General features: G+C 72.7%; 17 protein-coding genes. 16 read left to right on the plus strand and 1 reads right to left on the minus strand.

Annotation, left to right across the window (positions count from 1 at the left end):
* The 14 genes from A2U95_RS15935 to A2U95_RS16000 all read left to right on the plus strand — a co-directional run.
* A partial coding sequence (locus tag A2U95_RS15935) for a peptidoglycan D,D-transpeptidase FtsI family protein (RefSeq protein WP_240957341.1) occupies positions 1-1,934 on the plus strand: 1,934 nt, incomplete at its 5' end.
* 63 nt (positions 1,935-1,997) lie between these two features.
* On the plus strand, positions 1,998-3,698 hold the full coding sequence (locus A2U95_RS15940; protein ID WP_166023087.1) for a UDP-N-acetylmuramoyl-L-alanyl-D-glutamate--2,6-diaminopimelate ligase: 1,701 nt from the start codon (positions 1,998-2,000) through the stop codon (positions 3,696-3,698).
* Positions 3,699-3,702: 4 nt separating this feature from the next.
* Positions 3,703-5,121: a UDP-N-acetylmuramoyl-tripeptide--D-alanyl-D-alanine ligase gene (locus tag A2U95_RS15945; RefSeq protein WP_166023089.1), complete on the plus strand. Its 1,419-nt coding sequence runs from the start codon at positions 3,703-3,705 to the stop codon at positions 5,119-5,121.
* A complete protein-coding gene (gene mraY, locus A2U95_RS15950; protein ID WP_206282986.1) occupies positions 5,121-6,191 on the plus strand; it encodes a phospho-N-acetylmuramoyl-pentapeptide-transferase in 1,071 nt (356 codons plus the stop codon). The genes A2U95_RS15945 and mraY overlap by 1 nt, the downstream gene beginning before the upstream one ends.
* Positions 6,173-7,621: a UDP-N-acetylmuramoyl-L-alanine--D-glutamate ligase gene (gene murD, locus A2U95_RS15955; RefSeq protein ID WP_166023093.1), complete on the plus strand. Its 1,449-nt coding sequence runs from the start codon at positions 6,173-6,175 to the stop codon at positions 7,619-7,621. Before mraY ends, murD begins: the two co-directional genes overlap by 19 nt.
* Positions 7,622-7,770: 149 nt before the next feature.
* Positions 7,771-9,144 carry a putative lipid II flippase FtsW gene (gene ftsW, locus A2U95_RS15960; protein ID WP_166023095.1) on the plus strand — a complete coding sequence of 458 codons (1,374 nt, stop codon included), beginning with the start codon at positions 7,771-7,773 and terminating at the stop codon, positions 9,142-9,144.
* 6 nt (positions 9,145-9,150) lie between these two features.
* Positions 9,151-10,245 carry an undecaprenyldiphospho-muramoylpentapeptide beta-N-acetylglucosaminyltransferase gene (gene murG / locus A2U95_RS15965; protein WP_166023097.1) on the plus strand — a complete coding sequence of 365 codons (1,095 nt, stop codon included), beginning with the start codon at positions 9,151-9,153 and terminating at the stop codon, positions 10,243-10,245.
* A 74-nt stretch (positions 10,246-10,319) separates the two neighbouring features.
* Positions 10,320-11,135 (plus strand): cell division protein FtsQ/DivIB, encoded by an 816-nt coding sequence (locus A2U95_RS15970; RefSeq protein WP_166023099.1) that lies wholly within the window; start codon positions 10,320-10,322, stop codon positions 11,133-11,135.
* 278 nt (positions 11,136-11,413) lie between these two features.
* The gene (gene ftsZ / locus A2U95_RS15975; protein WP_166023101.1) at positions 11,414-12,649 is read left to right on the plus strand and encodes a cell division protein FtsZ; all 1,236 of its coding nucleotides are present in this window, start codon (positions 11,414-11,416) and stop codon (positions 12,647-12,649) included.
* A gap of 10 nt (positions 12,650-12,659) precedes the next feature.
* Positions 12,660-13,409 carry a peptidoglycan editing factor PgeF gene (gene pgeF, locus A2U95_RS15980; protein WP_166023103.1) on the plus strand — a complete coding sequence of 250 codons (750 nt, stop codon included), beginning with the start codon at positions 12,660-12,662 and terminating at the stop codon, positions 13,407-13,409.
* A complete protein-coding gene (locus A2U95_RS15985; protein WP_166023105.1) occupies positions 13,396-14,115 on the plus strand; it encodes a YggS family pyridoxal phosphate-dependent enzyme in 720 nt (239 codons plus the stop codon). The genes pgeF and A2U95_RS15985 overlap by 14 nt, the downstream gene beginning before the upstream one ends.
* A gap of 128 nt (positions 14,116-14,243) precedes the next feature.
* Positions 14,244-14,903, plus strand: coding sequence for a cell division protein SepF (locus A2U95_RS15990; RefSeq protein WP_166023107.1), 660 nt, complete (start codon positions 14,244-14,246; stop codon positions 14,901-14,903).
* 47 nt (positions 14,904-14,950) lie between these two features.
* Entirely contained in the window at positions 14,951-15,235 is a 285-nt protein-coding gene (locus A2U95_RS15995; protein WP_108953862.1) for a YggT family protein, read from the plus strand.
* A 55-nt stretch (positions 15,236-15,290) separates the two neighbouring features.
* On the plus strand, positions 15,291-16,511 hold the full coding sequence (locus A2U95_RS16000) for a DivIVA domain-containing protein (protein WP_166023109.1): 1,221 nt from the start codon (positions 15,291-15,293) through the stop codon (positions 16,509-16,511).
* A 355-nt stretch (positions 16,512-16,866) separates the two neighbouring features.
* Here A2U95_RS16000 and ileS read toward each other — a convergent pair whose 3' ends face one another.
* Positions 16,867-20,022, minus strand: coding sequence for an isoleucine--tRNA ligase (ileS, locus tag A2U95_RS16005; RefSeq protein ID WP_166023111.1), 3,156 nt, complete (start codon positions 20,020-20,022; stop codon positions 16,867-16,869).
* A gap of 919 nt (positions 20,023-20,941) precedes the next feature.
* Between ileS and A2U95_RS32740 the strand changes: the two genes are divergently transcribed.
* Positions 20,942-21,388 (plus strand): TraR/DksA family transcriptional regulator, encoded by a 447-nt coding sequence (locus A2U95_RS32740; RefSeq protein ID WP_240957342.1) that lies wholly within the window; start codon positions 20,942-20,944, stop codon positions 21,386-21,388.
* A gap of 68 nt (positions 21,389-21,456) precedes the next feature.
* On the plus strand, positions 21,457-22,032 hold the full coding sequence (gene lspA, locus A2U95_RS16015) for a signal peptidase II (protein WP_166023113.1): 576 nt from the start codon (positions 21,457-21,459) through the stop codon (positions 22,030-22,032).
* Positions 22,033-22,107 lie beyond the last annotated feature (75 nt).

A 22,107-nucleotide genomic window follows, 5' to 3' on the forward strand; every position in this document is an offset into this window, starting at 1 on the left:
CGGCCGGCCGCACCCCGTCCGGCCGCACCCCGTCCGGCGGCGGCCGCGGCGGCTCAGGACGGGGCCCAGGGCGGCCCGCGCCGCCGCGCCGCCCGTCCGGCGCCAAGCCGCTCCGGCTCGGCAGCCCTCGCCCCCGGCTCCGCCTGGTCGGCCTCGCCCTCACCCTGGTGCTCTCCGCCTTCCTGGTGCGGCTGCTCCAGGTGCAGGCCGTGGACGCGAGCACCTACACCGCCAAGGCCCAGCAGAACCGCTACGTCGTCCAGAAGGTCGAGGCGGAGCGCGGCGGCATCACCGACCGCAACGGCGTCGCCCTGGCCAGCAGCGTCGACGCCAACGACATCACCGCCGACCCCACGATGTTCACCCGTGAGGCCACCGGCGTCGACGACGCCCCCGAGCAGGCCGCCGCCCTGCTCTCCCAGGTCCTCGGCGGCGACGAGCAGGAACAGGCGGAGATCGCGCGCAAGCTGCGCACCGAGAACACCATGTACGTGCTGCTGGCCCGCCGCCGCACGCCCCAGGAGTGGCAGCAGATCGCCGACCTCAAGGCCGAGCTGGCCCGCCAGGAGAGCCAGGACCCCGAGGTGGTCAACGTCCTGGCCGGCGTCTTCTCCGCACCCAGCAGCAAGCGCGTCTACCCCAACGGCGAGCTGGCCGCCGCCGTGCTGGGCTGGGTCGGCGCCGACGGCGAGGGCGGCGGCGGCGTCGAGCGGCAGCTCCAGGACACCCTGGCCGGCCGCGACGGCGAGATCCGCTACGCGCAGTCCGGCGGCCGGCAGGTGCCCACCGCGGGCCTGAGCGAGAAGCCCGCCGTGCCCGGCTCCACCGTCGAGCTCACCATCGACCGCGACATCCAGTGGGCCGCGCAGAAGGCCATCGGCGACCAGGTGGCGAAGTCCGAGGCCGACCGCGGTTACGTCATCGTCCAGGACACCCGCACCGGCGAGATCCTGGCCATGGCCAACGCGCCCGGCTTCGACCCCAACGACCTCACGAAGGCCGACTCCTCCGCCCTGCGCAACGCCGCCGTCGAGGACGCCTACGAGCCCGGTTCCACCGCCAAGGTGATCTCCATGGCCGCGGTGCTCGACGAGGGGGTGGCGACCCCGCAGACCCGCGTCACCGTGCCCAACCGGCTCCACCGCGGCGACCGGCTCTTCCGCGACGACATCGACCACCCCACCTGGCACCTCACGCTCAACGGCGTGCTCGCCAAGTCCAGCAACATCGGCACCATCCTGGCCACCGGCGAACTCGGCGACTCCCAGGCGGAGGCCAACAAGGTCCTCCACTCCTACCTGCGCAAGTTCGGCCTGGGGCAGCCCACCGGGCTCGGCTTCCCCGGCGAGACGGCCGGCATCCTCGCCCCGCCCCAGGACTGGTCGACCTCGCAGCAGTACACGATCCCGTTCGGCCAGGGCGTCTCCGTCAACGCCCTGCAGGCGGCCTCCGTCTACTCGACGGTCGCCAACGGCGGCGTGCGCGTCGAACCCACCCTGGTCCGCGGCACCCGCGGCCCCGACGGCTCCTTCACCCCCGCACCCGAACCGGAGAGGACCAGGGTGGTCAGCGAGAAGACCGCCAAGACCCTCTCCCGGATGCTGGAGTCCGTGGTCGACGACGAGGAGGGCACCGGCACCAAGGCCCGCATCCCCGGCTACCGGGTGGCCGGCAAGACCGGCACCGCCAACCGGGTGGATCCGACCACCGGCAACTACCGCGGCTACACCTCCTCGTTCGCCGGGTTCGCGCCCGCCGACAAGCCGCGGATCACCGTCTACTGCGTCATCCAGAACGCCACCGAGGGCAGCTACTTCGGCGGCCAGATCTGCGGCCCCGTGCACAAGCAGGTCATGGAGTTCGCCCTGAAGACCCTCCAGGTCCCGCCCACCGGAGAGGAACCGGCCCGACTGCCCGTCACCTTCGAGCCCTGAGGCGCCACCGAGCACCGAGCATGGCGCACACCGTCAGCACCACCCAGAACATCAGGAAAGCCCGTGACGACGATCACCTCCGGTCCCGGTTCCGCCGACGGATCCGGCCACGCCCCGCCCGGCCCCTCACTTCGCTCCGGCGGCCCCGCGCCCGGTACGCTCACCGCCGTGCCACAAGCTGATCAGTCCCCCCACCACCAGCCCGCGGGCGCGCACCGCAACCCACCGGCGTCCGCGGGGCCGCCGAGGCCCGAACGGGCCGGCGCCACGCCCCTCGCGGAGCTGGCCCGTGCGCTCGGCGTCCCCGATCCCGCGAGCGGGGCCGAGGTCACCGGGATCACCCACGACTCCCGTGCGGTCCGCCCCGGCGACCTCTACGCCGCCCTGCCGGGCGCGCGCGCCCACGGCGCGGACTTCGCCGCCCAGGCCGCCGCCCTCGGCGCGGCCGCCGTGCTCACCGACCCGGCCGGCGCCGACCGCGCCGCCGCGACCGGCCTGCCGGTGCTCGTCACCGACGACCCGCGCGGCCGGACGGGCGAACTCGCCGCCACGATCTACGGCCGCCCCGGGGACGCCCTGCTGCAGATCGGCATCACCGGCACCTCCGGCAAGACCACCACCGCCTACCTGGTCGAGGGCGGACTGCGCACCGCCCGCTCCACGGGACTGATCGGCACGGTCGAGATGCGGATCGGCGACGAGCGCATCAAGTCCGAGCGCACCACCCCCGAGGCCACCGACCTCCAGGCCCTCTTCGCGGTGATGCGCGAACGCGGCGTCGACGCCGTGGCCATGGAGGTCTCCAGCCACGCCCTGGTGCTGGGCCGGGTCGACGGCTGCGTCTTCGACGTCGCCGTCTTCAACAACCTCAGCCCGGAGCACATGGACTTCCACCCGGACATGGAGGACTACTACCGGGCCAAGGCGAGCCTGTTCACCCCGGAGCGCAGCCGCCTGGGCGTGGTCAACGTGGACGACGAGTACGGCCGCCGCCTCGCCCGCGAGGCAGGCGTCCCGGTGATCACCTACTCCGCCGACGGCAGCCCCGACGCCGACTGGCGCGCCGAGGACGTCACGGCCGGCCCGATGGACTCCACCTTCACCGCGATCGGCCCCGGGGGCGAGCGGATCGCCGCCCGCGCCCCGCTGCCGGGCTGGTTCAACGTGGCCAACACCCTCGCCGCGATCGTGGCGCTGGCCGCCGCCGGACTCGACCCGCAGGCCGCCGCCGACGGCGTCGCCGCGGTGCCCGGCGTCCCCGGCCGCCTCGAGCGGGTCGACGCCGGACAGCCCTACCTGGCCGTCGTCGACTACGCCCACAAGACCGACGCCGTCGAATCGGTGCTGCGCGCCCTGCGCCTGGTCACCGAGGGACGCGTCCACGTGGTCATCGGCTGCGGCGGCGACCGCGACACCACCAAGCGGGGCCCGATGGGCGCCGCCGCGGCCCGGCTCGCCGACACCGCCGTGCTGACCTCCGACAACCCCCGCTCCGAGGACCCCCTGTCGATCCTCGCCGCCATGCTCCAGGGCGCGGCGTCGGTGCCCGCCCACGAACGCGGCGAGGTCCGGGTCTTCGAGGACCGGGCCGCCGCCGTCGAGGCCGCCGTCGCCCTCGCCGGACCCGGCGACACCGTGCTGGTCGCGGGCAAGGGCCACGAGCAGGGCCAGGACATCGCCGGCGTCGTCCGGCCCTTCGACGACCGCCAGGTCCTCCGCGAAGCCATCCAGAAGACCCAGGCACTCCAGAAGACCCAGGGATGAACCAGTGATCGCCCTCTCCCTCGCCGAGATCGCAGAAGCCGTCGGCGGGCAGACGCACGACATACCGGATCCGTCCGTCCAGGTCACCGGACCCGTCGTCCGCGACTCCCGGGACGTGACGCCCGGCAGCCTCTTCGCCGCCTTCACGGGCGAGCGCGTCGACGGCCACGACTACGCGGCGCAGGTCGTCGAGGCGGGAGCCGTCGCCGTGCTGGCGTCCCGCCCCGTCGGCGTGCCCGCCGTCGTGGTGGACGACGTCCAGGCCGCCCTCGGCGCGCTCGCCCGCCACGTGGTGACCCGGCTCGGCGCCACCCTCGTCGCGCTCACCGGCTCCGCCGGGAAGACCAGCACCAAGGACCTCATCGCCCAGGTGCTGCGCCGCAAGGCGCCCACGGTCTTCACGCCGGGCTCGCTCAACAACGAGATCGGCCTGCCGCTCACCGCGCTCAGCGCCACCGAGGAGACCCGTTTCCTGGTCCTGGAGATGGGCGCCCGCGGCATCGGCCACATCCGCTACCTCACCGGGCTCACCCCGCCCCGGATCGGCGTCGTGCTCAACGTGGGCAGCGCCCACATCGGCGAGTTCGGCGGCCGCGAGCAGATCGCCCAGGCCAAGGGCGAACTCGTCGAGGCGCTGCCGGCCGCCGAGGACGGCGGGATCGCCGTGCTCAACGGGGACGATCCGTACGTCAAGGCCATGGCCTCCCGGACCACGGCGAAGACGGTCTTCTTCGGCGAGTCGGACGAAGCGGACGTTCGGGCCGAGAACGTCCGACTCACGGACACCGGACGCCCCGCGTTCCGCCTTCACACACCCTCCGGGTGCAGCGACGTGACGATGCGCCTGTACGGTGAGCACCACGTGTCGAACGCGCTCGCCGCGGCCGCCGTCGCCCATGAGCTGGGCATGTCCGCGGAAGAGATCGCCACCGCGCTCTCCGAGGCGGACTCCCTCTCCCGCTGGCGTATGGAGGTCACCGAGCGCCCGGACGGCGTGACCGTCGTCAACGACGCCTACAACGCGAACCCCGAGTCCATGCGAGCCGCCCTGCGCGCGCTCGTCGCCATGGGTGAGTCCGCACGGGCCAAGGGGGGCCGTACGTGGGCGGTGCTCGGCCAGATGGCCGAGCTCGGGGACGAGGCTCTCGCCGAGCACGACGCCGTCGGACGGCTCGCCGTCCGGCTCAATGTCGGCAAGCTCGTCGCGGTCGGTGGCCAGGAGGCCCGCTGGCTGCAACTGGGCGCATACAACGAGGGTTCGTGGGGTGAGGAGTCGGTGCACGTGTCCGACGCAGAGGCGGCGATCGACCTGTTGCGCAGCGAGCTGCGACCGGGGGACGTCGTCCTGGTGAAGGCGTCCCGGTCGGTGGGGCTCGAGAAGGTCGCCGAGGCGCTGCTCGAGGGTGAGGTCGCCGCCCGATGATGAATCAGATCCTCTTCGCGGGAGTCATCGGCCTCTTCCTGACCCTGATCGGCACCCCGCTGCTGATCAAGCTGCTGGCCAAGAAGGGGTACGGCCAGTACATCCGCGACGACGGACCGCGCGAGCACCACAGCAAGCGCGGTACGCCGACCATGGGCGGCATCGCCTTCATCCTGGCGACGATCGTCGCCTACTTCGCGGCCAAGCTGATCACCGGGAACGAGCTCACGCTCTCCGGTCTGCTGGTCCTCGGGCTGATGGCCGGCATGGGTCTGGTCGGCTTCCTCGACGACTACATCAAGATCGTCAAGAGGCGCTCGCTCGGCCTGCGGGCCAAGGCGAAGATGGCCGGCCAGCTCATCGTCGGCGTCGCCTTCGCGGTGCTCTCGCTGCAGTTCGCGGACAGCCGGGGCAACACCCCGGCGTCCACCCGGCTCTCGTTCGTCGAGGACTTCGGCTGGTCGATCGGCCCCGTCCTGTTCGTGGTCTGGGCGCTCTTCATGATCCTCGCCATGTCGAACGGCGTGAACCTCACCGACGGTCTCGACGGCCTCGCCACCGGCGCCTCGGTGATGGTCTTCGGCGCCTACACCTACATCGGCATCTGGCAGTTCCAGGAGTCCTGCGCCAACGCGGGCACGCTGACCAACCCCAGCGCCTGTTTCGAGGTCCGCGACCCGCTCGACCTCGCGGTGGTCTCCGCCGCGCTGATGGGCTCCTGCTTCGGCTTCCTGTGGTGGAACACCTCACCGGCGAAGATCTTCATGGGCGACACCGGCTCGCTCGCCCTCGGCGGCGCGCTGGCCGGCCTCGCGATCTGCTCCCGCACCGAGCTGCTGCTCGCGCTGCTGGGCGGCCTGTTCGTCCTCATCACCATGTCGGTGGTCATCCAGGTCGGCTCCTTCAAGCTGACCGGCAAGCGCGTCTTCAGGATGGCCCCGCTGCAGCACCACTTCGAACTCAAGGGCTGGTCCGAGGTCCTGGTCGTGGTCCGCTTCTGGATCATCCAGGGCATGTGCGTGATCGTCGGACTGGGTGTCTTCTACGCGGGATGGGCGGCGAACAAGTGAGCCACGGCCAGGGATGGCGGGGGCAGGATCTTCGGGGGAAGAACGTCACCGTCGCGGGCCTCGGCATCTCCGGCGTCCCGGCGGCCAAGGTCCTCACGGGCCTGGGCGCGCGCGTCACCGTCGTCAACGACGGCGACGACGAGCGCGCCCGCGCCCAGGCGGCGGACCTCGCCGGGCTGGGCGTCACCGTCCGCCTCGGCGACGGGGACACGTTGCCCGAGGGCACCGAGCTGGTCGTCACCGCGCCCGGCTGGCGGCCCGACAAGCCGCTGTTCGCCGCCGCCCGGGAAGCCGGCGTGCCGGTCTGGGGCGACGTCGAACTCGCCTGGCGCCTGCGCGACCTCGACGGCCGCACCCCCGCCCCCTGGCTCTGCGTCACCGGAACCAACGGCAAGACCACCACCACCCGGATGCTCGCCTCCATCCTGGAGGCCGCCGGACTGCGCACCGCCGCCGTCGGCAACATCGGGGTCTCCCTGCTGGACGCCGTGCTCGGCGACACCGAGTACGACGTGCTCGCCGTCGAGCTCTCCAGCTACCAGCTCCACTGGGCGCCCTCGCTGCGCGCCCACTCCGCCGCCGTCCTCAACCTGGCCCCCGACCACCTCGACTGGCACGGCTCCATGGAGGCGTACGCCGCCGACAAGGGCCGGATCTACGAGGGCAACCAGGTCGCCTGCGTCTACAACGTGGCCGACCGGGCCACCGAGGACCTGGTGCGCGAGGCGGACGTCGAGGAGGGCTGCCGCGCCATCGGCTTCACCCTCGGCACCCCCGGCCCCTCCGAGGTCGGCGTCGTCGACGGCATCCTGGTCGACCGCGCCTTCGTCGAGAACCGGCAGAAGAACGCCCAGGAACTCGCCGAGGTCACCGACGTCCGGCCCCCGGTGCCGCACAACATCGCCAACGCGCTCGCCGCCGCCGCCCTGGCCCGCGCCTTCGGCGTCCCGGCCACCGCGGTCCGCGACGGCCTGCGCGCCTTCCGGCCGGACGCCCACCGCATCGCCCACGTCGCCGACGTCGACGGCGTCGCCTACGTGGACGACTCCAAGGCCACCAACACCCACGCGGCGGAGGCATCCCTGGTCTCCTACGGGTCCGTGGTGTGGATCGCCGGCGGGCTCGCCAAGGGCGCCACCTTCGACGAACTGGTCACCAGGGCCGCGGAGCGGCTGCGCGCCGTGGTGCTGATCGGCGCCGACCGCGCGCTGATCCGCGAGGCGCTGGAACGCCACGCGCCCGGGGTGCCGGTCGTCGAACTCGACCGCACCGACGGCGGCGCGATGGCCGCCGCGGTCGCCGAGGCCCGTGCCCTCGCCCGGCGGGGCGACACGGTGCTGCTGGCGCCCGCCTGCGCGTCGATGGACATGTTCGCCAACTACAACGCCCGCGGCGAGGCGTTCGAGACGGCGGTCCGCGAACTGGGCTGACCCGCAGGGCGGTTGGGGAACCTCCCCGACCGCCCTTTCGCATCCTCCCCGTCGCCCGCGCGCCCGCCGGGGTCCCCGCGCGCCCGGCGGGTCGGGCCCCGGCTCCGGGGAAGGCGTGGTTGGATCGGTCGCCGATCGGAAGGGGTGCCATGGAACGCAACGGGACGAAACGGCCCGCGGGCCCGGGCCGTCGTACGCCCCGCGTGCCCGCGCCCGCCGTGCCGCGCGCGGTGCCGGCGCGGGAGAACCCGCTGCGCCGCGCGGTCGACCGCGCCCGCAAGGCCTGGGACCGGCCGCTGACCGCCTACTACCTGATCCTGGGCGGCAGTTCGCTGATCACCGTGCTCGGCCTGGTGATGGTCTACTCGGCCTCCCAGATCACCGCGCTGCGCTACTCGCTGCCCGGCGCCTACTTCTTCCGCAAGCAGCTGCTCGCCGCCGTGATCGGCGGCCTGCTCCTGCTCGCCGCCTCCCGGATGCCGGTGAAGCTGCACCGAGGGCTGGCCTACCCGATCCTCGCCTGTTCCGTCGCCATGATGATCCTCGTGCAGATCCCGGGGATAGGGGTGGCGGTCAACGGCAACCAGAACTGGATCCCGCTGGGCGGCAGCTTCCAGATCCAGCCCAGTGAGTTCGGCAAGCTCGCCCTGGTCCTCTGGGGCGCCGACCTGCTCGCCCGCAAGCAGGAGAAGCGGCTGCTCTCCCAGTGGAAGCACCTGCTGGTCCCGCTGGTCCCGGTGGCCTTCCTGCTGCTCGCGCTGATCATGATCGGCGGGGACATGGGAACCGCCATCATCCTCACCGCGGTCCTCTTCGGCCTGCTGTGGCTGGCCGGGGCCCCCACCCGGCTGTTCGCCGGCGTGCTGTCCGTCGCGGGCGCCATCGGCCTCTACTTCATCACCAGCAGCGAGAACCGGATGGCCCGCCTGGCCTGCCTGGGCGCCACCGACCCCGGTCCCCAGGACCAGTGCTGGCAGGCGCTGCACGGCCTCTACGCCCTCGCCTCCGGCGGCCTGTTCGGCTCGGGACTCGGCGCGAGTGTGGAGAAATGGGGACAACTGCCCGAAGCCCACACCGACTTCATCTTCGCCGTCACCGGTGAGGAACTGGGTCTGGCGGGGACGCTGTCGGTGCTCGCCCTCTTCGCCGCTCTAGGCTATGCGGGCATCCGCGTGGCCGGACGCACGGAGGACCCCTTCGTACGGTACGCCGCGGGAGGCGTGACCACCTGGATCACGGCCCAGGCCATGATCAACATGGGTGCGGTGCTCGGTCTGCTGCCGATCGCCGGAGTCCCCCTCCCGCTGTTCTCGTACGGCGGATCCGCCCTGCTGCCGACCATGTTCGCCGTCGGGCTGCTGATCGCGTTCGCGCGTGACGAGCCCGGTGCGCGGGCGGCGCTTGCGATGCGCCAACCCCGCTTTGGTAAAAAGCGGGCGGGGAAGAACCGGCCGGTCCGGGAACCCCGTAGATGGAACACGATGCGACGGCGTGCCTCGGCGCGTTCGTCCGGAGAGCGGTGAATTTCGGTGCATGTCGTACTCGCCGGCGGAGGAACCGCGGGCCACATCGAGCCCGCGCTCGCCCTCGCGGACGCCCTGCGCAGGCAGGACCCGAGCGTGGGCATCACGGCCCTGGGCACGGAACGAGGCCTGGAGACCCGTCTGGTACCCGAACGCGGCTACGAGCTGGCGCTGATCCCGGCGGTCCCGCTGCCGCGCAAGCCCACCCCGGAGCTGATCACCGTCCCCGGCCGGCTCCGCGGCACCATCCGGGCCGCCGAGGAGGTCCTGGAGCGCACCAAGGCCGACGCCGTGGTGGGCTTCGGCGGCTACGTCGCGCTCCCCGGCTACCTGGCCGCCAAGCGCCTGGGCGTGCCGATCGTCATCCACGAGGCCAACGCCCGCCCCGGCCTGGCCAACAAGATCGGCTCCCGGTACGCCTCCCGCGTGGCCGTCGCCACCCCGGACAGCAAGCTGCGCGGCGCCCGCTACATCGGCATCCCGCTGCGCCGCTCCATCGCCACCCTGGACCGCGCCGCCGTGCGGCCCGAGGCGCGCGCCGCGTTCGGCCTGGACCCCAACCTGCCCACGCTGCTGGTGACCGGCGGCTCCCAGGGCGCCCGCCGGCTCAACGAGGTGATCCAGCAGGTCGCCCCGCGCCTCCAGCAGTCCGGCATCCAGATCCTGCACGCGGTCGGCCCCAAGAACGAACTGCCGCAGGTGCACCAGATGCCGGGGATGCCCCCGTACATCCCGGTGAGCTACCTGGACCGGATGGACCTCGCCTACGCGGCGGCGGACATGATGCTCTGCCGCGCCGGCGCGATGACCGTCGCCGAACTCTCCGCCGTCGGGCTTCCGGCCGCCTACGTCCCGCTGCCCATCGGCAACGGCGAACAGCGGCTCAACGCCCAGCCGGTGGTCAAGGCCGGCGGCGGCATGCTGGTCGACGACGCGGAGCTGACCCCGGACTGGGTCCTGCAGAGCGTCGTCCCCGTGCTCACCGACCCGCACGGCCTGTACCAGATGTCCCGGGCCGCCGCCGAGTTCGGCCGCCGGGACGCCGACGAACTGCTCGTCGGCATGGTGTACGAGGCCATCGCCGAGGCGCGCCGCGCCTGACCGGACGGGCGGGGCGGCAGGGGCGGGCCGCGGCACGCGGCACCCATCAGGCATCACGACGGAGGGCAGGGAGCGTGGCCGGAACGACGACCGCGGCGCAGCGCGGTGAACGCCGCCGGGAGCCGGCCGGGGAGCCCCGGCGCGGCCCCCTCCGGCGCGTCCGCCTCCCCGCCCCGCCGCGCCCGCGCACCCTGGTGCTCGCGGGCGCGGCGGCGGCCCTGCTCACCGCCGGGCTGATCTGGCTGCTGTACGGCTCGCCGTGGCTGCGGGTCGGCGAGGTGGGCGTCAGCGGCACCCGCGTCCTCGGCGAGGACGAGGTGCGCCGCGCCGCAGCCGTCCCCGCCGGCCTGCCGCTCGCCTCCGTGGACACCGAGGCGGTGGAGGCCCGGATCCGTGCGGCGCTGCCCCGCGTCGAGTCGGTGGAGGCCGACCGGGACTGGCCCCACGGCGTCACGCTGGAGGTCACCGAGCGGACCGCCGTCCTGATCCTCGCGGAGCGGGACGGATTCGTCGAAGTGGACCGCTCCGGCGTGCGGTTCGCCACCCTCCCGAAGGCGCCCGGGTCGGTCCCGCTGCTGGAACTCGACCCGGCCACCGGGAAGTCGGCCGGGTCGACCCTGCGCCGGTTCGGCCGCGACCGGCTGGTGCGCGAGGCGGTCCGGGTCGCACGGGACATTCCGGACGCGGTCGCCCGTTCCACCCGCGCGGTCAAGGTCCGTACCTTCGACGCCTTCTCGCTGGAGCTGAGGGACGGCCGCACCGTCCGGTGGGGCAGCCCGGAGGAGGGCGCGGCGAAGGCCAGTACCCTGAGGGCCCTGATGAAGGCAACCCCGAAGGCCCGCCATTTCGACGTCAGCGTCCCCTCCGCCCCCGCGTCATCGACGAGTTGACGCACATCAGCGCAGGCCAGCACCCGGACTGGGCATCGGTGCGCTTGATCACATAGGGTGAAAAGAAAAGCGGGAGGTTCGGCGTGTTCGTTGAACGTGCGCCACTTGTCGACCTAGTGTCCTGTTCGGAATAGTCCAGGGAACAGACACACTGGTGACCCTAGACTTCACGGTTAGGGTTCGGGTCGGCGTTCGGACCGTCCCATTCGGCATCAGCCGGCGTCGCGCGGGGAACTCGCGGGGCGTCGGCACGTAACTCGAGGCGAGAGGCCTTCGACGTGGCAGCACCGCAGAACTACCTCGCAGTCATCAAAGTCATCGGTGTCGGCGGCGGTGGTGTCAATGCCATCAACCGGATGATCGAGGTCGGTCTCAAGGGCGTCGAGTTCATCGCCATCAACACCGACGCTCAGGCGCTGTTGATGAGCGACGCCGACGTCAAGCTCGACGTCGGCCGCGAACTCACCCGCGGACTCGGCGCCGGCGCCAACCCGGCGGTCGGCCGCAAGGCCGCCGAGGACCACCGCGAGGAGATCGAGGAGGTCCTCAAGGGGGCCGACATGGTCTTCGTGACGGCCGGCGAGGGCGGCGGCACCGGCACCGGCGGCGCGCCCGTCGTGGCCAACATCGCGCGTTCGCTGGGGGCCCTGACCATCGGTGTGGTCACCCGTCCGTTCACCTTCGAGGGGCGCCGCCGCGCCAACCAGGCGGAGGACGGCATCGCCGAGCTCCGCAACGAGGTGGACACCCTCATCGTCATCCCCAACGACCGGCTGCTGTCCATCTCGGACCGCCAGGTCTCGGTCCTGGACGCCTTCAAGTCGGCCGACCAGGTCCTCCTCTCCGGTGTCCAGGGCATCACCGACCTGATCACCACTCCCGGCCTCATCAACCTCGACTTCGCCGACGTCAAGTCCGTGATGTCCGAGGCGGGCTCCGCCCTGATGGGCATCGGCTCCGCCCGCGGCGACGACCGCGCGGTGGCCGCCGCCGAGATGGCGATCTCCTCGCCGCTGCTCGAGGCCTCCATCGACGGCGCGCGGGGCGTCCTGCTCTCCATCTCCGGCGGCTCCGACCTCGGCCTCTTCGAGATCAACGAGGCGGCCCAGCTGGTCAGCGAGGCGGCCCACCCGGAGGCCAACATCATCTTCGGCGCGGTCATCGACGACGCGCTCGGCGACGAGGTCCGGGTCACCGTGATCGCCGCCGGGTTCGACGGCGGCCAGCCGCCCGCCAAGCGGGAGAACGTCCTCGGCTCCGCCTCCGCCAAGCGCGAGGAGCCGGCCGCCCCCGCGCGGCCCGCCGAGACCGCCCGCCCCTCCTTCGGGTCGCTCGGCAGCGTCACCCCGAAGGAGGAGACCCCCGCTCCCGCCCCGGCCCCCGCCCCCGAACCGGCGGCCGAGCAGCGTCCGGCCCCCGCGCCGGTGCCGCCGGTGGTCCCCCCGCTTCCGCAGTCCCGCACCTACCCGGACAGCATGGCCGAGGAGCTGGACGTCCCGGACTTCCTGAAGTGACGCTTCCGAAGTGATAGATCAGCGCGAGAGCGTCGGCGGCGCGCACTTCGCCTTCACCGACAGGTGGGGCGGGGTGAGCGCCGCTCCGTATGAGCAGCTCAACCTCGGCGGCGCGGTCGGCGACGACCCGGCCGCCGTCCTGGCCAACCGCGGCCGGGCCGCCGGCTCCCTCGGCCTCGACCCCGGCCGGGTGGTCTGGATGAACCAGGTCCACGGCGCCGACGTGGCCGAGGTCGGCGGACCCTGGGGCGACGGCGCCGACGTCCCGTCGGTCGACGCGCTGGTCACCGCCCGCCCGGGCCTGGCCCTGGCGGTCCTCACCGCCGACTGCGTCCCCGTCCTGCTCGCCGACCCGGTGGCCGGCGTCGCCGCCGCGGCGCACGCCGGGCGCCCGGGCATGGTGGCGGGCGTCGTCCCGGCGGCGGTCGAGGCGATGACGAAGCTGGGCGCGGACCCCTCCCGGATCGTGGCCCGCACCGGGCCGTCGGTGTGCGGGCGGTGCTACGAGGTGCCGGAGCGCATGCGCTCCGAGGTCGCCGCCGTCGAACCGGCCGCGTACGCCGAGACCTCCTGGGGCACTCCCGCGGTCGACGTGGCCGCCGGGGTGCACGCGCAGCTGGCGCGGCTGGGGGTGCGTGACGCGGGGCGTTCCCCGGTGTGCACCATGGAGTCGCGTGATCATTTCTCGTACCGCCGCGACCGGACCACCGGCCGGCTCGCGGGGTACGTCTGGCTGGACCGAGGACATGACGGAACGTAGGGAAGAACTCGCGGCGAACCTCGCCCGGGTGGAGGACCGGATCGCCGCGGCGTGCGAGGCCGCGGGCCGGGCACGCGAAGAGGTGACCCTGATCGTGGTCACCAAGACCTATCCGGCGAGCGACGTGCGGATCCTCGCCGGACTCGGCGTGCGGCACGTGGCCGAGAACCGTGACCAGGACGCCGCCCCCAAGGCCGCGGCCTGTGCGGATCTGCCGCTTTCGTGGCACTTCGTCGGCCAGCTGCAGACCAACAAGGTCCGGTCCGTGGCCGGTTATGCCGAAATGGTGCAGTCCGTGGACCGGGCCCGGCTGGTCACCGCGCTCTCCAAGGAGGCCGTGCGGACCGGCCGCGAGATCGGCTGCCTGATCCAGGTCGCGCTGGACGCCGGGGAGAAGGAGCGCGGGGACCGCGGTGGCGTGGCGCCCGGCGGCATCGAGGAACTGGCCGGGCTGATCGCCTCCTCGGAGGGGCTGAGGCTCGGCGGTCTGATGACCGTCGCCCCGCTCACCGGACAATATGCGGGGCGTCAACGGGCGGCTTTCGACAGGCTGATGGATTTGTCGACCGCCCTGCGCCGAGCCCATCCGGCTGCGACGATGGTGTCGGCAGGGATGAGTGCGGACCTCGAGGAGGCCGTCGCGGCCGGAGCGACACACGTGCGCGTCGGCAGCGCGGTACTCGGAGTCCGTCCCGGGCTCCGGTAACGTCGCCAAGAGTCGGACCACAGCAGAAAATATGGTCTTTACCGCCGAATGGCGGGCAAAACGACCTCGTGGATCGCGGGGACGTGGCAGTCGTCAGTCGATCCACCACAGAGCGGAGGACTCAGAGCATGGCCGGCGCGATGCGCAAGATGGCGGTCTACCTCGGCCTCGTGGAGGACGATGGGTACGACGGCCGGGGGTTCGACCCCGACGACGACTTCGAACCGGAACTCGACCCTGAGCCGGAGCGCGACCGTCACCGACACGAATCAGTACACACGTCGCACAGTTCACACTCGTCCCATGGTTCGCACCAGCCTCAAAGGGAAGAACCGGTGCGAGTGGTGCAGCCTCCGGCACCGCGCGAACCGGCTCCCGCCGCCGTCGCTCCGGCGGTGGAGAGCAGCCGGCCGGCGCGGATCGCCCCCGTGGCATCCATCACACAGGAACGTCCGAGTCTGGAGAAGAGCGAACCGGTGGTCATGCCCAAGGTCGTGTCGGAGCGGGAGCCGTACAGGATCACCACGCTTCACCCGCGGACCTACAACGAAGCCCGTACCATCGGGGAACACTTCCGTGAGGGCACGCCGGTGATCATGAATCTGACCGAGATGGACGACACGGACGCGAAGCGACTTGTCGACTTCGCGGCCGGTTTGGTGTTTGGTCTTCACGGCAGCATCGAGCGGGTGACGCAGAAGGTGTTCCTGCTGTCTCCTGCTAACGTCGATGTCACGGCGGAGGACAAGGCCCGCATCGCAGAGGGCGGGTTCTTCAACCAGAGCTGAGATGTACAGGGTGACGCAAGACACAGGGGAGAGGGAAGCAGGAAATCATGAGCGTGTTCTGGGACGTGGTCTACATCGCGCTGATGTGCTTCCTCCTTGTCCTGATCTTCCGGCTGGTCATGGACTACGTGTTCCAGTTCGCCCGGTCGTGGCAGCCCGGAAGGGCGATGGTGGTCGTTCTGGAGGCCACCTACACTGTCACCGATCCACCGCTCAAGCTTCTGCGGCGGTTCATCCCGCCGTTGCGTCTCGGGGGCGTGGCGCTCGACCTGTCCTTCTTCGTACTGATGATCATCGTCTACATCCTGATCTCCGTCGTGAGCCGGCTGTGAGCGCGATGTGAATGACGTTCTTGCCGAAAGCCGACGACTACGTTGAGGTGAAGAGATGCCGTTGACCCCCGAGGACGTGCGGAACAAACAGTTCACGACCGTCCGCCTCAGGGAAGGCTACGACGAGGATGAGGTCGATGCCTTCCTCGATGAGGTCGAAGCCGAACTGACCCGACTGCTCCGGGAGAACGAGGACCTGCGCGCCAAGCTGGCCGCGGCGACCCGTGCCGCCGCGCAGAACCAGCAGGGCATGCGCAAGGGTCCCGAGGGACCCGGCGGCCCGCAGGGTCCGGGCGGTCCCCAGGACCAGGGTCCCGGCATGCGCGGTCCGGGTGGTCCTGTCCCCGCCGGGATATCAGGACCCCCGCAGCAGCACGGCGGCCCCATGGGTGGCCCGCCGCAGCTGCCGAGCGGTGCCCCGCAGCTTCCCGCCGGCCCCGGCGGCCCGCAGGGTCCCGGCGGCCACGGTCCCGGCCCCCAGGGTCCCGGCGGCCACGGCCCGCAGGGTCCCGGCCCGATGGGTCAGGGCGGTCCCGGCCCGATGGGCCAGGGCGGTCCCGGTCCCATGGGCCAGCCGATGCACGGCCCCGGTCCGATGGGCGGCCCCATGGGCGGCCCCGGCGGCCCGATGGGCGGTCCCGGCCAGGGTCCCGGTGGCGACAGCGCCGCGCGCGTCCTGTCGCTGGCCCAGCAGACCGCCGACCAGGCGATCGCCGAGGCCCGGTCCGAGGCCAACAAGATCGTCGGCGAGGCCCGCAGCCGCGCCGAGGGTCTGGAGCGTGACGCCCGTGCCAAGGCCGACGCCCTGGAGCGGGACGCGCAGGAGAAGCACCGCGTCGCGATGGGCTCCCTGGAGTCCGCCCGCGCCACGCTGGAGCGCAAGGTCGAGGACCTGCGCGGCTTCGAGCGCGAGTACCGCACGCGGCTGAAGTCCTACCTGGAGTCGCAGCTGCGCCAGCTGGAGTCGCAGGCGGACGACACGCTCGCCCCGCCGCGGACCCCGGCCCCGTCCGGTGCTCCGTCGCTGCCGCCTCCGCCGTCCGCTCCGTCGATGGCTCCGGCCGGCGCCGGGTCCGCCTTCGGCGGCGGTCAGGGGATGAACGGCGGTCCGGGTCCGTCCTCCGCGTTCGGCGGCGGTCCCTCGGGCAACGGCCAGCCGCAGATGTCGCCGGCCATGACGCAGCCGATGGCGCCGGTGCGGCCGCAGGGTCCCGGCCCGATGGGCCAGGCTCCCTCGCCGATGCGCGGGTTCCTGATCGACGAGGACGACAACTGACGGGCCGCGTCTGAGCGGTACGCCTGTCGTCGGCGTTCGGAAAGGGCGGTGCCCCGAGCCACTGTGGCTCGGGGCACCGCCCTTTCCCGTCTCCCGCCCCTTTCCGCGACCGGGACCCTCCCCGCTCACGGGGCCCGTGGAGCGAGGCGACCGCCCGCGCCCGCGGAAGGCCCCGGCGCACAGCGGGCAGTCGTGCGGCCGGGCGACGGGTGAGGCGGGCCCGGGCCGGCGCGCTCCCGCAAGGGCGGCTCGCCGCGAGGGCCCGGTCCACGGCGGGGGAGGGGCCCGCGCGGCGGCGGCGAAGGCCGAGGCCCGGCCCCCCGTGCGGGGGACCGGGCCTCGGGTGTGAGAGGCGTTACGCCTTGCGGAGGCGGAACGTGAGGGAGAGGCCCTCGTCGGTGAAGGGGGCGCCGAACGTGTCGTCGGCCTCGGCGGCCTCGGCGAAGTCCGTGGCCAGCACCTCCTCGGCGACCAGCTCCGCGTGGGCGGCGAGCGCCTCGGCGACCGCCGGGTCGGTGGAGGACCACCGCAGCGCGATGCGGTCCGCGACGTCCAGGCCGCTGTTCTTGCGGGCCTCCTGGATCAGGCGGATCGCGTCACGGGCCAGGCCGGCCCGCCGCAGCTCCTCGGTGATCTCCAGGTCCAGGGCGACCGTCGCGCCGGAGTCGGACGCGACCGACCAGCCCTCGCGGGGGGTCTCCGTGACGATGACCTCCTCCGGGGAGAGGGAGATCGTCTCGCCCTCGACGTCCACCGAGGCGGTGCCCGTCTCCCGCAGGGCGGCGGAGAGCGCCGCCGCGTCCGCCGCGGCGACGGCCTTGGCGACCTCCTGCACCCGCTTGCCGAACCGCTTGCCCAGGGCGCGGAAGTTGGCCTTGGCGGTGGTGTCGACCAGCGAGCCGCCCACCTCGGAGAGCGAGGCGAGCGCGGCCACGTTGAGTTCCTCGGCGATCTGCGCGCGCAGTTCCCCGCCCAGCCGCTCGAAGCCGCTGACCGCGACCAGCGCCCGGGAGAGCGGCTGGCGGGTCTTGACGCCGGACTCGGCACGGGTGGCGCGGCCCAGCTCGACCAGGCGGCGCACCAGCGTCATCTGCTGCGAGAGCTCCGCGTCCACGGCGCCCGGGTCGGCCTCGGGCCAGGCGGACAGGTGGACCGACTCGGGGGCGTCCGGGACGACCGGGACGACCAGGTCCTGCCAGACCCGCTCGGTGATGAACGGGGTGAGCGGGGCCATCAGCTGGGTGACCGTGACCACCACGTCGTGCAGGGTCCGCAGCGCGGCCTTGTCGCCCTGCCAGAACCGGCGGCGGGAGCGGCGGACGTACCAGTTGGACAGGTCGTCCACGAAGGCCGACAGCAGCTTCCCGGCCCGCTGGGTGTCGTAGGACTCCAGGGCCTTGGTCACACCGTCGGTGAGCGCGTGCAGCTCGGACAGCAGCCAGCGGTCCAGGATCGGGCGGTCGGCCGGGGCCGGGTCGGCCGCGCTCGGCGCCCAGCCGGCGGTGCGGGCGTACAGGGCCTGGAAGGCGACGGTGTTCCAGTAGGTGAGGAGCGTCTTGCGGACGACCTCCTGGATGGTGCCGTGGCCGACGCGGCGGGCCGCCCAGGGGGAGCCGCCGGCCGCCATGAACCAGCGCACCGCGTCGGCGCCGTGCTGGTCCATGAGCGGGATCGGCTGGAGGATGTTGCCCAGGTGCTTGGACATCTTCCGGCCGTCCTCGGCGAGGATGTGGCCGAGGCAGACCACGTTCTCGTAGGACGACTTGTCGAAGACGAGCGTGCCGACCGCCATCAGCGTGTAGAACCAGCCGCGGGTCTGGTCGATGGCCTCGGAGATGAACTGGGCCGGGTAGCGGCTCTCGAACAGCTCCTTGTTCCTGTACGGGTAGCCGTACTGCGCGAACGGCATGGACCCCGAGTCGTACCAGGCGTCGATGACCTCGGGCACGCGCACCGCGGTGTACGCGCAGCCTTCCTGGGGGCACGCGAAGGTGACGTCGTCGATGTACGGGCGGTGCGGGTCCAGGCCCGACTGGTCGGCGCCGGTGAGCTCGGTGAGCTCGGCGCGGGAGCCGACGCAGGTCAGGTGGCCCTCCTCACAGCGCCAGATCGGCAGCGGGGTGCCCCAGTAGCGGGAGCGGGAGAGCGCCCAGTCGATGTTGTTGTTCAGCCAGTCGCCGAAGCGGCCGTGCTTGACGTTCTCGGGGAACCAGTTGGTCTGCTCGTTCTCCTCGATCAGCCGGTCCTTGACCGCGGTGGTGCGGATGTACCAGGACGGCTGGGCGTAGTAGAGGAGCGCGGTGTGGCAGCGCCAGCAGTGCGGGTAGCTGTGCTCGTAGGGCAGGTGCAGGAAGAGCAGCCCGCGCTCCTGCAGGTCCGCGGTGAGCGCCTCGTCGGCCTTCTTGAAGAAGACGCCGCCGACCAGCGGGAGGTCCTCCTCGAAGGTGCCGTCGGGGCGGACCGGGTTGACCACGGGCAGGCCGTAGCCGCGGCAGACCTTGAGGTCGTCCTCGCCGAAGGCGGGGGACTGGTGGACCAGACCCGTGCCGTCCTCGGTGGTCACGTACTCGGCGTTGACCACGAAGTGGGCCTCGGACCCGGCCGGGAACTCCACCAGCTCGAACGGCCGCCGGTACGTCCAGCGCTCCATCTCGGCGCCGGTGAAGGTCTCGCCGGTGGTCTCCCAGCCCTCGCCGAGGGCCTTGGCGACCAGCGGCTCGGCGACGACCAGCTTCTCGCTGCCGTCGGTGGCGACGACGTAGGTCACCTCGGGGTGGGCGGCGACCGCGGTGTTGGAGACCAGCGTCCACGGCGTGGTCGTCCACACCAGCAGGGAGGCCCGGCCGGCCAGCGGGCCGGAGGTCAGCGGGAAGCGGACGTAGACCGAGGGGTCCACGACGGTCTCGTAGCCCTGGGCCAGCTCGTGGTCGGAGAGGCCGGTGCCGCAGCGCGGGCACCAGGGGGCGACGCGGTGGTCCTGGACCAGGTGGCCCTTCTTGAAGATCTCCTTCAGCGACCACCACACCGAGTCGACGTACTCGGGGTCCATGGTGCGGTACGCGTCGTCGAGATCGACCCAGTAGCCCATGCGGGTCGTCAGCTCGGTGAAGGCGTCGGTGTGGCGGGTGACGGACTCGCGGCACCTGGCGTTGAACGCGGCGATGCCGTAGTTCTCGATGTCCTTCTTGCCGGTGAAGCCGAGCTCCTTCTCCACCGCCAGCTCCACGGGGAGGCCGTGGCAGTCCCAGCCCGCCTTGCGGGCCACGTGGTAGCCGCGCATGGTGCGGAAGCGGGGGAAGACGTCCTTGAAGACGCGGGCCTCGATGTGATGGGCGCCGGGCATGCCGTTGGCGGTGGGCGGGCCCTCGTAGAACACCCACTCGGGGCGGCCCTCGGACTGCTCCAGGGTCTTGGCGAAGATCTTCTGGTCGCGCCAGAAGTCGAGCACGGCGTGCTCGAGCGCGGGCAGGTCGACCTGGGCGGGAACCTGGCGGTACGTCGGCGCTGTCATCAGCGGCTTCCTCCAACGGACATTGCTGCCTTCCGTCGGAGGGACGAGAGCCGTGCGCCGTCGGCGCGGTCCCGCGGTACCACCCTCCTTGGCCGCCGGCGTGCCCTCGCGCGCGCGTCCGGTGACCCCCTCATTCGGGTCGCGACTGCCGGGTCTACCGGCCCGGGGTCGATCCGGGCGTTCTTCCGGCGGCTCCGGGGTGATCTTCACGTCGTGCTCGCCCCCGGGCTCCCACCGTCCCCGGGTCGCTCTGGGCTGCGGGCGACGCTACTCGTCCCATCCACGCCTTGTCGCTGCGGCCAGTGTAAGGGGCGGGCGCGGGTGACGGTGACGGCTTTTCGCGCGCGGGCGCAGCCGTCGTGACCGTCCGTGACACCTGTTCGGCCCTGGTGCCGCGCATACCGGGGCGGCAGATGGGCACAACGCATGCAGCGGCGTGCCCCGTTGCCGCCGGAGTCCGGCCGATTTATCGTCCGAGCACGATGCGCGAGCAGGATCACAGCATGTGAGGGGCCGCGGCCATGGTGGCGAAGAAGACCGCCGAACGTGAGTCGGCGCCGGGCACGGGTGCGGCCGGCGCCGGAGCCCCGCGAGGAGCAGGTCCGGCCGGGGGGCGCGGGCGGAGGCGGGACCCGCGGACGCCTCCCCGGCGGGGCGGGGACGGTCCGCCGGCCACCCGGAGGCGCAGACCCCCGCGAAGGCGGCCGCGGGGAAGAAGGCGGCCGGCCGGCGGGCGGGGACCGGGAAGGCCGCGGAGGGGCCGGCCCCCGGCGGGCGAGGACGGTCGAGGACGTCACCGGCGGGCGGCGCGCGCGGCGCGGCCGGCGGGAAGGAGCGGGCCGCCGCGGACGCGGCGGGACACGGTGCGGGTCGGCAGGGCGGTGCGGCGGTCGCCGCGCCGGAGACGGGAGGCAGGGGCATGAGGACGAGGAAGAGCACGGCGGCGGTGCCGAAGGCACGGGTGGAGGCCGGGGACCTGGCGGTCCGGCCCGGGGAGGACCCGTGGACCCCGGAGGAGGTGGAGGAGGCGCGCGGGGAGCTGGAGGGAGAGGCGACCCGGCTGCGCGCGGAGATCGCCCAGGCGGAACGCGCCCTCGCCGGCCTGATGCGGGACTCCGGCGACGGGGCGGGCGACGACCAGGCGGACACCGGCGCCAAGAACATCACGCGCGAGCACGAGCTGGCCCTCGCGTCGGCCGCGCACGAGACGCTGACGCAGACCGAGCACGCCCTGGAACGCCTGGACGCCGGCGCCTACGGCCTCTGCGAGAACTGCGGCCAGGCCATCGGCAAGGCCCGCATGCAGGCGTTCCCCCGGGCCACCCTCTGCGTGGAGTGCAAGCAGCGGCAGGAACGGAGGCACTGACCACAGCGTCCGCCCGAGCCGTGCCGTACGCTCTCCTTCCAGTCAGGTAACCAGGCCGAAGGACTCACGTGGCAGAGGCGGAGCGCATCATCGGTACGCCGGAGACTCCGGACGAGGCGGCAGCCCCGGAGGAGAACGAGGAGCAGACCCCACGCGGCAGGCGCCGGGTGGCCGTGCTGGTCGTCGTCGCCGTGCTGGCGTACGCCCTCGACCTGGTCAGCAAGCTGATCGTGGTGGCCGAGCTGGAGCCGGGCAACCGGTCCGTCGAGCTGATCGGCGAATGGCTGCGCCTGGACGTGATCCGCAACCCGGGCGCGGCCTTCGGCTTCGGCGAGGCGTTCACCATCATCTTCACGGTGATCGCCGCCGCCGTGATCGTGGTGATCTTCCGCCTCGCCCGCAAGCTGTACAGCGCGCCCTGGGCGGTCGCGCTGGGCCTGCTGCTGGGCGGCGCGCTGGGCAACCTGACCGACCGGGTCTTCCGCTCGCCGGGCGTCTTCGAGGGCGCCGTGGTCGACTTCATCGCGCCCAAGCACTTCGCGGTGTTCAACCTGGCGGACTCGGCGATCGTCTGCGGCGGCATCCTGATCGTGCTGCTCTCCTTCAAGGGACTCGACCCGGACGGCACGGTCCACAAGGACTGACCGCCCGGTCCGCGGGGAGCGGGCCCGCGCGGTGGCGGCCGCGCGAGGCCGCGGACCGCGGGCCGTCACCCGTCC

Origin of the sequence: Streptomyces chilikensis, from assembly GCF_001642695.1 — a bacterium.
Taxonomy (GTDB): Bacteria; Actinomycetota; Actinomycetes; order Streptomycetales; family Streptomycetaceae; genus Streptomyces; species Streptomyces chilikensis.